This window comes from Pseudoalteromonas sp. SR45-6 (genome assembly GCF_014163545.1).
Taxonomy (GTDB): Bacteria; Pseudomonadota; Gammaproteobacteria; order Enterobacterales; family Alteromonadaceae; genus Pseudoalteromonas; species Pseudoalteromonas rhizosphaerae.
This window is the reverse complement of record NZ_JACJDM010000002.1, coordinates 61,971-74,056: the sequence shown is the minus strand read 5'-3', so window position 1 is coordinate 74,056 and position 12,086 is coordinate 61,971. Positions and strand designations below refer to the sequence as shown.

8 protein-coding genes are annotated in these 12,086 nt (G+C 41.1%); 7 read left to right on the top strand and 1 reads right to left on the bottom strand.

Annotation, left to right across the window (positions count from 1 at the left end):
• Positions 1 to 212: 212 nt before the first annotated feature.
• The 7 genes from H5158_RS01540 (at position 213) to H5158_RS01510 (ending at position 10,426) form a co-directional block, all read left to right on the top strand.
• Entirely contained in the window at positions 213 to 1,682 is a 1,470-nt protein-coding gene (locus tag H5158_RS01540) for a glycoside hydrolase family 28 protein (protein ID WP_182731219.1), read from the top strand.
• A 22-nt stretch (positions 1,683 to 1,704) separates the two neighbouring features.
• Positions 1,705 to 2,328, top strand: a complete 624-nt coding sequence (gene eda / locus H5158_RS01535) for a bifunctional 4-hydroxy-2-oxoglutarate aldolase/2-dehydro-3-deoxy-phosphogluconate aldolase (RefSeq protein ID WP_145239081.1) — start codon at positions 1,705 to 1,707, stop codon at positions 2,326 to 2,328.
• A 91-nt stretch (positions 2,329 to 2,419) separates the two neighbouring features.
• Entirely contained in the window at positions 2,420 to 3,868 is a 1,449-nt protein-coding gene (gene uxaC, locus H5158_RS01530) for a glucuronate isomerase (RefSeq protein ID WP_182739305.1), read from the top strand.
• Between the two features lie 49 nt (positions 3,869 to 3,917).
• Positions 3,918 to 6,467, top strand: a complete 2,550-nt coding sequence (locus tag H5158_RS01525) for a glycoside hydrolase family 88 protein (protein ID WP_182739304.1) — start codon at positions 3,918 to 3,920, stop codon at positions 6,465 to 6,467.
• 110 nt (positions 6,468 to 6,577) lie between these two features.
• Positions 6,578 to 7,792, top strand: a complete 1,215-nt coding sequence (locus H5158_RS01520) for a glycoside hydrolase family 105 protein (protein ID WP_259399401.1) — start codon at positions 6,578 to 6,580, stop codon at positions 7,790 to 7,792.
• Positions 7,793 to 7,795: 3 nt separating this feature from the next.
• Positions 7,796 to 9,463 carry a glycoside hydrolase 43 family protein gene (locus H5158_RS01515; RefSeq protein WP_182739302.1) on the top strand — a complete coding sequence of 556 codons (1,668 nt, stop codon included), beginning with the start codon at positions 7,796 to 7,798 and terminating at the stop codon, positions 9,461 to 9,463.
• Positions 9,464 to 10,426 carry an alpha/beta hydrolase gene (locus H5158_RS01510; protein WP_259399400.1) on the top strand — a complete coding sequence of 321 codons (963 nt, stop codon included), beginning with the start codon at positions 9,464 to 9,466 and terminating at the stop codon, positions 10,424 to 10,426. It abuts the gene before it with no gap.
• An 85-nt stretch (positions 10,427 to 10,511) separates the two neighbouring features.
• Here H5158_RS01510 and H5158_RS01505 read toward each other — a convergent pair whose 3' ends face one another.
• A complete protein-coding gene (locus tag H5158_RS01505; protein WP_182739301.1) occupies positions 10,512 to 11,939 on the bottom strand; it encodes a polysaccharide lyase family 1 protein in 1,428 nt (475 codons plus the stop codon).
• Positions 11,940 to 12,086 lie beyond the last annotated feature (147 nt).

Here is a 12,086-nt window from a genome sequence, read left to right as displayed (position 1 = left end):
AGGCTATGTCTGCAATATAATACTCTCCCCCGTGCATAATCGATGATTTTTACTATCGATTATTTTATTAGTCACTAATTTTAAATAACTTTTTCAAAAACAATAAGTCTTTGAAAATTTAAACTTTGTAGTAAAATCACATTGCCACCGGTGGCAATAACTGCTAATGTTAACCTATTATAATAATTCCAATTACAGCAGCAGGATACAAGATGAATAATCAACGACGCTATTTTCTTAAAGCATTAGCTTCTAGCACTTTGGTAACAGCAACTTTAATGGGCTGTCAGTCAGCGCCTTTGCTCAATGTTTTTGAAGCGCCTATTAGCGCAGACGATTGGCAAATGGCTGAACATATAAAAGCTAAGATAGTCGTCCCAACCTTCCCTGCTAAGCAATTTAATATTAAAGACTTTGGTGCAAAAGAAAATGGTCAACATGATTGTACACAGGCCATTAAAAACGCCATTGAAGCCTGCCACGCACAAGGAGGTGGTCAGGTCTACATTCCAAATGGCACCTACTTGACCGGTGCCATTCATTTACTTTCTAACGTAAATTTACACTTGGCTGATAAGGCAATATTAAGTTTCAGCACTGATCCTAATCATTACTTACCAGAGGTATTTACTCGCTGGGAAGGCTTAGAAATGATGGGCTACTCACCACTGATTTATGCTTATGAACAAGAAAACATTGCCATCACAGGTAAAGGAACACTGCAAGGAAATGGTGATAACCAAACATGGTGGCCTTGGAAGGGACCACACAAGGAAGGTCATTGGGATTTAATTAAAGATAGCCAAGGTAAAGTATTGCACCAGCGTGAAGCACGTGATCAGTTAATGGTTGATGCCGAAGCTGGTGTGCCTGTCAGCCAACGTATATACAGTACTGGTGCCTATTTACGCCCTCCTTTTATTCAACCGTATAAATGTAAAAATATTTTAATCGAAGGCGTAACAATTAAAAACTCACCTTTTTGGTTAGTGAACCCGGTTTTATGCCAAAGTGTTACGGTTGATAACGTCAATTTTTCAAGCCATGGTCCTAATTCAGACGGCTGTGATCCAGAAAGTTGTGACCACGTGCACATTAAAAACTGTGTCTTTGATACCGGTGATGATTGTATCGCGATCAAATCGGGCCGAAATGCTGATGGTCGCCGTGTTGGGGTAGCATCGCAAAACATTGTTATTGAAAACTGCCATATGAAAGAAGGCCATGGTGGTGTTGTGATCGGCAGTGAGATATCTGGCGGTGTAAATAATGTCTTTGTGCAAAACTGCACCATGGACAGCCCCCACCTAGAGCGCGCTATTCGTATCAAAACTAACTCAGTACGTGGCGGTTTGATCGAGCATATTCGCATACGTAACATCGAAGTTGGCACGGTTAAAAATGCTGTTGTGATCAACTTTTTTTATGAAGAAGGCGATGCGGGACAGTTCGACCCAACAGTTCGTGATATTCAAATTGAAAACCTACATTGTAAAAATGTGTTGAGTAAGGCTTTTTACCTCAATGGCTTTGCACGCGCACCAATGAACGATATCCATTTTATCGACTGTCATTTTGACCAAGTGGGTGATGATTCTATTGTTGCTAATGTGAATAACATGAGCTTAACCAATGTCACTTTAAACAAACAGCCGTTAACTATGGCTCAATTACAAAAATAATAAGTATTAATAGGAAAATTGTATGACCGTGTTTTCAACATTATTAGGCAACCAACCTATATTGCCTATCATCCAAGCAAACAGTAGTGAAGAAGGTGTGGCTATTGCCACTGCAATGCACAAGGCTGGCATTCATTTAGTGGAAGTAGTGCTGCGAACGCCAGCTTCCCTTGACGCATTAATCGCGATTAAAAAAGCACTACCCGATTTATGCGTTGGTGCCGGCACGATTACTGATCAAGCATTACTTGCAAAAAGTCTTGCCGCCGGCAGTGATTTTATTGTTACTCCTGCGGTATCACCACGATTACTCGATGCCCTTAGTCAATCTTCTGTGCCCGTTGTGCCGGGTGTTTCAAACACCGCCGATATTTTACTTGCTAAAGAATATGGCTTTACTGAGCAAAAATTATTTCCTGCCTCTTTGTGTGGTGGCGAGCAGTTTTTAAAAGCAGTCAGCAGCGTATTTGCTGATATTCGCTTTTGCCCAACAGGTGGCATTAATGAACAAAACTTTAAAGACTATTTAGCACTTAATAATGTGATGGCTGTGGGTGGAACCTGGGTTGCACAACCACAATGGGTACAAAGTAAAGACTATGACAAAATCACGCAAGCCTGCCTTCAGGTACTAAACAACAACTAATTAACATATTGACTGCCATACGTTGTCAGTGTAATTTACCTTTACATGCCACCGGTAGCAATAAACAAGCAGAACAGTTAAGGAATCTTCAATGCCGAGCAATATCGAACCTTTAGAATTGCACCCAGATCGTTTATTTTCAAGCGATCCTAGCGTCGTTGCTATCGCTAGAAAGTTATATGAATCAATTAAAGACTTACCGATAGTTAGTCCGCACGGTCACACTGATCCACGTTGGTTTAATGAAAATGAAAACTTTGGCAATGCTACTGAGCTATTTATAAAACCCGATCACTACGTGTTTAGAATGCTCTACAGTCAAGGTATCCCAATGACTGATTTAGGAGTACCTGAGCATGGGCTGCAAGGCGATATGGCTCGTTCAAAAGCAGCTGATCCTGAAAAAGTATGGCAAATCTTTGCTGATAACTATCACCTGTATGCCGGAACGCCAAGTGGCTATTGGTTAGATGCGGTATTTAGTGATGTGTTTGGGTTTACTGAAAAACTTTGCTCGGAAAATGGTCAGCACTATTATCAAAAAATTACAGCTGCGTTAGCAACACCCGAGTTCAAGCCTCATGCACTGATGGACCGCTTTAATATTGAACTAATTGCCACAACAGAAGGTGCACTTGATCAGCTCCCGCACCACCGCGCAATTGCAGGCTCTGCAATGGCAAAACGTGTGATCACCACCTTTAGACCTGATGATGTGGTTGATGCTAGCCGTGAAGATTTTATCGACAACGTAATTAAACTTGGTGAGATAACCGACCAAGATACAACGACTTGGCAAGGTTATTTAGCGGCAATTCAAATACGTCGTGATTACTTTCGTATTGAAGGACGTGCAACAGCAACCGATCATGGCCACCCTACTGCATTAACTGCTGACTTACCTACCGCAGAATGTGAAGCATTATTTGAAAAATGTCGAACAGGCCATTCAACGGAGCAAGAGCAAGAATTATTCCGTGGCCAAATGCTCACTGAGCTTGCCGGTATGAGCATTAAAGATGGTTTAGTGATGCAAATTCACCCTGGCGCGCATCGTAATCATAACCAAGCGGTATTTGATCAATTTGGCCGTGATAAAGGCTGTGATATTCCAAGCCAAACTGAATACGTTAATGCACTCAAACCACTATTGAGTAAATACGGAAATCACCCTGATCTTAAAATCATCCTATTTACATTAGATGAAACGACCTATAGTCGAGAACTTGCGCCACTAGCGGGTCACTACCCTAGCCTCAAGTTAGGTCCTGCTTGGTGGTTCCATGACAGCCCCGCCGGTATGCTTCGTTTTAGACAGCAAACAACTGAAACAGCTGGTTTTTATAACACCGTTGGCTTTAATGATGACACCCGCGCATTTTTATCAATTCCAGCTCGTCATGATGTTGCACGCCGCGTTGATTGTCGCTATTTAGCAGAGCTTGTAGCAAATCATCAAATTAGCGAAAGTACTGCCCAGACTCTGGCTTATCAACTAACCTATGGGCTAGTGAAAAAAGCATACAATCTCGATAAATAACAATAATAGAGCCACTTAATTTAAGTGGCTCAACCATTGAGGACACACAATGACTTTAAAAACATCACTGTTATCAAAGCGCATTTTGATGGGAACAGCTCTAAGCTCTAGCCTATTATTGATTGCATGCCAAGAACATGCAGATCTTAAAACACCACTGCAAGCGAGCGAAACTAACTCCCTTGGAAGCGCATTAGTTGCTAAAGTGGACATTGTTAATCCATCTTCGTTTAAACGCCCTGACGAGCCTATCTATCTTAGCTATTACGATTTAGGTCTTAGCCAAACTGCTGCTTTAACTGTAAAAACAGCGCAGCAAGTATTACCAAGCCAAGCAGTAGATATTGATTCAGACGGTGAACTTGATGGTGTGTATTTTATTGTCGATTTAAATGATAAACCGATTGAAGTCACCATTACACAGCAAAGTAGCCCATCAATCACAGCACAAACAAAACGTGTTCAAGCTGATCTTGCCCATAAACAAGGTGGTCAATGGCAGCCTCATTCTCGTCCGCCAAAACACCAAGTTGGCACAGGTAAAAAAGAGTATGTAGGCGGTGAATTTAAAAATGTTGATGAGTTAACACCACCAGATTATTACACCGATCATTCAAATTGGATCCGTTATGAAGGCCCAGGTATTGAGTCGGATAAAGTCGGTTACCGTTTTTATCTAGATTGGCGTAATGGTTTTGATATTTTCGGCAAATTAACAACACAACCTGTGCTACATACTGTCGGCCTTGATGGTTATTCTTCGTATCATGACAAACAAGACTGGGGCATGGATATCCTTAAAGTGGGTAAGTCTTTAGGTGCTGGCGGATTTGGTTTGATGGGTAGTAATGATGAGCTGGAACATGTATCTGATGTTAGCAAACGTACAGCACGGATTATTGAAAATGGCGATTTACGCGCCAGTATACAAATTGAGTATCAAGGCTGGCAAAACAGCTATCAACAGCAAGATTTAATAGCCAATATTAGTATGCACGGCGGCTCACGTTTGGCACATGTAGAACTGAACACTGATAAAGATTTGCCTAATTTAGTGGCCGGTGTGGTCAAACACCCAGATACTGAGTTTATTCAAGGTGATCTGGATGCAATGAGTAATTATGGCTATAGCTATATTGCCAGTTGGGGCAATCAGAGTTTAGATAAATCAGCTTTAGGTATGGCGGTATTTTTTAAAAAAGGTGATGTTATTGATGTACGCCAAGACAAAAATAACTACCTTGCAGTGCTTAAACCTAAAGGGCAAAATACACTGCATGCTGATTACTATTTTGCCTCTGTTTGGCAACCTGAAAGTGGTATCAACGATAAAGAAAGCTTTATTGAGTACCTTGATCAACAAGCTGAAAGATTGACAATTAAACCACGCATTACTTTGCATACCACAGTTACAGCAAAAAAAACGACGCAACCGCTTAATGATAAAATAGCCCTTGAATGGGCCCGCGCCCTTGCCGATTCAGAGCTGAAAAGAAAAGCACTAGGCTATCATGCCAATGGCTGGGATGTGAACCGTAAGCGCAGCCCAAAGTTTGAATACGACATTATCGGCTTACAGCCATATGCTTACTACCAATTAGGGATGGCAACTGATGAGCAAACTTATAAGAATGTGATTGCCCAAGTTACTGGTAGCTTTATTGATCAACAAGGCAAAATCACCGCCTATAAACAAAGCAATTTTAACATTGATAACATTCCGTCTGGGCGTAATCTTATCCAGCTATACCAAGATACCCAGCAGCAACAATATTTATCTGCCGCAAAAGCTTTACGTGCACAATTACAGTTACAGCCACGTACATCACAAGGCGCATTTTGGCACAAAAACAAATATCAACATCAAGTGTGGCTAGATGGCGTTTATATGGGTATGCCGTTTTTAGCCCAGTACGGTAGCTTATTTGAAACGGGCCATCAGCAACAAGAAACCTTCGCCGAGGTTGTAAACGAATTTAAGCTCACACGTGAAGCACTACGCGATCCAAAAACAGGGTTGTACTATCACGGTTGGGATGAATCTAAACAGCAAGCATGGGCAGATAAACAAACGGGTGTTTCTGCAGAATTTTGGGGCCGTGGTATGGGCTGGCTCGCTATGGCAGTGGTTGATGTACTCGATTACATCCCAGCAAAAAACACAGAGCAACGCGATACCTTACTCGCCATAGTAAAAGAGTTAGCCACGGATATAGCCAAAGTTCAAAATACTGATACCGGCACATGGTGGCAAGTTTTAGACAAACCAACGGCTTTAGGTAACTACCAAGAATCAACTGCAACAGCCATGTTTGCTTACTTTTATGCCAAAGCACTTAATAATGGCTATATCGATGCTGATTATCAAGACACTGCCCTTGCAGCGTATCAAGGTTTACTTAACCAATTTACATTAGTACATAGCGATGGCACGGTAAGTATGACAAACCAATGCTATGTTGCAGGCCTTGGCTTTGGTCGTGATGGTAGTTATCACTATTATATGAGCGAGCCGGTCAGCAAAAATGATCCTAAAGGAAATGGTCCCTTCATTCTAGCAAGCCTTGAAGTAGCTAAGCTTCTAGCTGGTAACAACTAAACAGCCATAGATTATTCAGCCGGAAAGCAAAGTCCATCGCATTTTTGCTTAACGGCCAAAACTCACTTCCCTTCAACAACATCATCAGCACACTAAGCTCATAAGGATTTATGATGCGTATAATCAAAATCAATAAAAACAGCGTAAATAAAAATATTTTTTCATTTTTGCTCTGCTGCTTATTCTGCTCAATAATGAATGTGTCTGCGCAAAATAATAACAACTCACTGAGCTATGCCGTGCAAATGGCTAACTCTGAGATGACTCGTAATCCACAGGCGTACACCATTGATTGGCGCACTCAACCGCGCTGGGACTACACCCATGGCTTAGTGTTACTGTCATTTGCCAAGCTCTATCAGCATCAACCAGAGCAACGCTATTTCAATTACATTAAAGAATATGTAGACGCTTTAGTTATGGAAGATGGCACTATTAAAACCTACGTAATGAGTAAATATAATCTCGACATGCTCAATGCCGGCAAGTTACTGTTTTTTATGTTTGATGAAACAAAAGACCGTAAATATCGCCTTGCCCTCGATACTTTATATGCACAGTTCAAATTACAACCTCGCACAATTGATGGTGGCTTTTGGCATAAAAAACGCTATACCTCGCAAATGTGGCTTGATGGTTTATATATGGCAGCCCCCTTTTATGCCGAATATATTCGCCGCTTTGGGACAGTAGATCAGTATGATGATGTTATAAAACAGTTTGAATTAATTGAACAACATACTTATCGCAGTGACACCTCTCTACCTGTACATGGCTGGGATGAATCTAAACAACAGCGTTGGGCTGATAAAAAAACCGGACAATCACCTAATCATTGGTCGCGCTCTATCGGTTGGTACGCCATGGCAATGGTTGATGTATTAGATCAACTACCGAGTGATCACCCTAAAAAAGCGTGGCTCTCACAGCGCTTTAATACATTGATAGATAACATGTTAAAGCTGCGTTCTGACTCCGGTGTATGGTATCAAGTTACAGATAAAGGTGAATTAGACGGTAATTATTTAGAGTCGTCAGGCAGTGCTATGCTCAGCTATGCGATTGCAAGAGCTGTTAATCAAGGTTACTTGTCTGATAGCTACCAAGTGATTGCAAAAAATACCTTTAATGCTGTAGTTAGCAACTTTATTAAACGTGAAAAAGATAATACCTTATCAATCCAACAAGTATGTGAAGTAGCAGGACTTGGCGGAAAACCATATCGAGATGGCAGCTTTGCTTATTACATCAGTGAAAATGTACGTGCGAACGATCCTAAAGCAGTCGGCCCTTTTATTCTTGCTAGTTTAGAAATGGAGAAATAACCGATGCTAAGCAACAAATACTATTTCTATTTAGCACTTTTTCTCGTTTGCTTAAGTAGCAGCCTAGGTTATGCAAAAGAGTCGCAATTACTATCGTCAACACACACTCAAAGCCCGTGGCAAGCAGATCTAGGTAATGGCGAATATAAAAACCCAATCTTGCATGCCGATTATTCCGACCCGGATGTAGTAGCTGTTAATGGCGATTATTACATGACAGCATCTAGCTTCAACTCTGCACCTGGCTTGCCTATTTTACACTCTACCGATTTAGTCAATTGGCAGTTAATAAATTATGCGCTGCCAATACAGCTGCCACAAGAGCACTTTGCAAAAGTACAACATGGCAACGGCGTATGGGCACCAACAATCCGTTTTCATGATAATAAATTTTGGATTTTTTACCCTGATCCTGATTTTGGTATTTATGTAACCACAACAGATGATCCTGCTGGAACTTGGTCAACCCCACAGCTTATTTTAGCGGGTAAAGGATTAATCGACCCGGCACCTTTATGGGACGACAATGGTAAAACCTACTTAATACATGCATGGGCAAAAAGTCGTGCTGGCTTTAATAATGTACTAACGCTGCGTGAAATGAAAGATGACGCAAGTTGGGTCAGTGATAAATTTACACACATTGTCGATGGTAAAAATCCCCCTGGATATCGCACCATTGAAGGTCCTAAATTTTATAAACGTAACGGTTACTACTATATTTTTGCGCCTGCAGGTGGGGTAGATTTAGGTTGGCAATCGGTATTTAGAGTAAAAAAAATTACCGGTCCCTATGAAGCCAAAGTTGTCATGGCGCAAGGTAATTCAGTGATCAACGGTCCTCATCAAGGTGCGTGGGTTCACACCCAATTTGATGAGGACTGGTTTATTCACTTTCAAAGCAAACAAGCGTATGGTCGAATCACCCATTTACAACCTATGCGCTGGGACAATGATTGGCCAATCATAGGCATAGATAAAAATGGTAATGGAACTGGGCAACCGGTTTTACAGCACACTAAACCTAGAAGCAAAATTAACCCACAGCCCACCAGCATAGTGAACAATGATGAATTCATCAGCGCTGAGCTAAGCTTATTATGGCAATGGAATGCAAATCCAAGTAACAGCTGGTATTCACTGACAGACAACCCCGGCTTTTTACGCTTACACTCGCAGCAAATTACAGCACAAAACAATACTAATTTATGGTCAACGCCTTCATTGTTACTACAAAAAATTCCCGCAGAGCAATTTGCTTTTACGACCACATTGCAGGTCAACAAAACAAGCTCAGCGAGTTCCTCAGGACTAATTTTATTTGGTGAAGACTATGCATGGATTGGTATCAAAACATCTTCTACTGGCGAACAACAGCTAGTCTATGTGCACTGTTTTAATGCGAGAAAAGGCTGTAAAGAAAGTATCGTAGAGCAACAACCACTGACACAACCCTATCTTGAACTAAAAGTCGTTCTACAACCAGGCGCCACAGCCATTTTTAGTTATAGAACCGCTGCAAGTGCTGAGTTTCAAATTATTGGTGAACACTTCCAAGCTAAAAAAGGCCGCTGGGTAGGTGCTAAGTTAGGCTTATTTAGCCTGTCGGAAACTTCTGGCGCTAGCAGCTATGCCGATTTTGACTATGCCCGTTACGACACTTTGGATTAAATGAATATGTTTAAATATCAAAAGTTGAACTTTTTTGCCGTATTATTGCTATGTGTTCAGCCATGCATAGCAGCTGATTACACCGTTGAAAATACCTATATAAAACTAATCAAACACTATCCACACATGCAGGTGCCAGCAACGACAGTTCCTGACTCTGTCATCGCTCATAAAGTACTGGTTTACAAGCAAACTAAAACCAGTGCACAGACTTTAGATATTTATCAGCATAAGCAGCAAACGCAAACAGCGCCTTTGATCATATTGATCCACGGGGGTGGTTGGCAATCAGGCACCCCAGCATTAATGACAGCACTTGCAATTGCGCTGGTAGACCGTGGTTATATTGTTGCCGCGCCCAGTTACCGTCTCAGCAAGGAAGCGCCTTATCCTGCAGCAGTTGAGGATTTAGTTGATGCGTTTCATTGGCTTAAAAATAATGCTGCTCAGTATAATATAGACAGCACTAAGATTGCTTTATCGGGCGGCTCTGCAGGTGGCCAATTAGCAGCGCTGTTAGCCTACAGCGGCGGAATTGTTGATAGCAGCGACACTAACTCCAAGCGATTTAAGGTCCAAGCGCTGATCAATATAGATGGCTTAAGTGACTTCACGTCCCCTGAAGCACTGCCTTTTGAAAACAACCCAGCCAAGGCCGTCACATCAGCCAGCAAGTGGTTGGGAGGTAGGTATGAAACTATCCCACAGCGTTGGCGCGACGCATCGCCTATTTTCTATATTGATAAAAACGCGCCTGCGACACTTTTCATTAATAGCTCAGTGCCACGCTTTCGTGCAGGTCGAGACAGCGCAATACAAAAGTTACAAGAGTTGCATATACCCAGTGAAGTTTACCAGTTCGATGATGCGCCGCATTCATTTTGGTTATTCCAGCCGTGGTTAACGCCTACTACCAGCGTTATTGATGAATTTTTAACAGCACAATTTGCTAAAACTCGTTGATCATTATACCCGTTGATCATTATTGTTGTTAAAATTAAAGCCTTGATGAGTTAATGGTTATTCTAAGTCATTAAGGCTTTATTTGTTAATCGCTAAGCGAATTTAAGTACTGCTGCAAAACCTGCGCTGTAGTTGCATTTTTTAATTGCACCTGATGCTGTTTGAACCAATCATCCGCGACACCATCTTCATTAGCATCAACAATTGCGGGAGCACCTGTAAATTCCTGTTTATATGCATCCCAATTACCAATTAGCTCAAACTCATGATCAATCAAACCATTTTTCTTTATCGCGACACTATCAGTGAGCTGTTGATAAACAAGCGTATCAATACTGTCATGGAAATAACCATGTGCATTACGACTTGCACCTATATGTTGCCCTTTAATGGCATCACTAAATGCCTGCTCAGCACTAACATAAACCAGCGTTGTTTGCATAGGTGATGTAATGATTGCTTTATCACTTAACCACTGACTATTCTCATTACTGATGGTGCGTTTTGCTTTAACTGCTTTGCGATAATTTACACCTAAATAATTATGCGCAGTAAGTTGTGGATTGTTCTCAAGTACATTTCCCATAATATAGGCTTGATTTTCTTTGATCTGTGGTGAGTACCAAATATCAGCAAACTGCATGATCTTACTTGCTTTACCTGGCTTATAGTAATTATTGATCAGGTTAAAACGACCATTTTCAGATCCATACACATTATTATGCCCCCAGTTAAAAATAATATTATTGATAAGCTCAACAAACTCTTCATTTTGTGGGTACGGTGATTTAAGCCGATGACCATTGATCCTTGGTGTTCTACTGGCATGGTTGGCAATTATATTATTAATAAAGCTCGCATTTACGCCGCCCCAAATACCACCATAACCATGATCGCCTTTAGGGTGAATTGAATGGCTTAAACTATGAGAAATAATTGAATCTTGTAACGTAAAGTTGCGGTTATTATAAAAGCTCGCGGTTTCATCCACTGACCAACTCAATGAACAATGATCAATAATGACATTCTCACTGTTACGCACCGTTAGTGAATCATCAGCATAACCAAATGTACCTAAGCGAAAGCGTAAGTAGCGAATAATCACATTATCTGCGGATGAAACCGTCACAGGTGCACCAACAATGGCAATCCCACCTGGCGAAGTTTGCCCTGCGATGGTTATATTTCCATGTGATATTTTAAGTTCCCCTGCCAATTTGATCACACCCGACACCGCAAATACGACAGTGCGAGGATGCTTTTGCACAATTGCATAGCGAAGGCTGCCTGGTTGCGGTTTATCTAAATTATCTTCTAATGTAGTGACTCTATAAAGCGTGCCATTAATGCCCCCAGTTGCGTACTTACCAAACCCTTTTGCCGTTGGAAAAGCCAATGGTGTGTTAACTTGTGAAGCGTATAAATTAGTCGAAACAAAAACCGTCAACACAATAATGATGCTTAGTAATACGATATTGAGATAGTTTAAATTATTATTCTTCAGAACTTGCATAATGTTCCTTGGCTATTTCGTTTTTGATGCTGGTTAAAATAAAAAATTGTCAATATGTAAATTGACAGTTTCATTAATACAGTGTTAACTTCATGTTATTCCATTTTGCCACCGGTGGCAAGTTGGGATTTGAATCAACGGGAATCG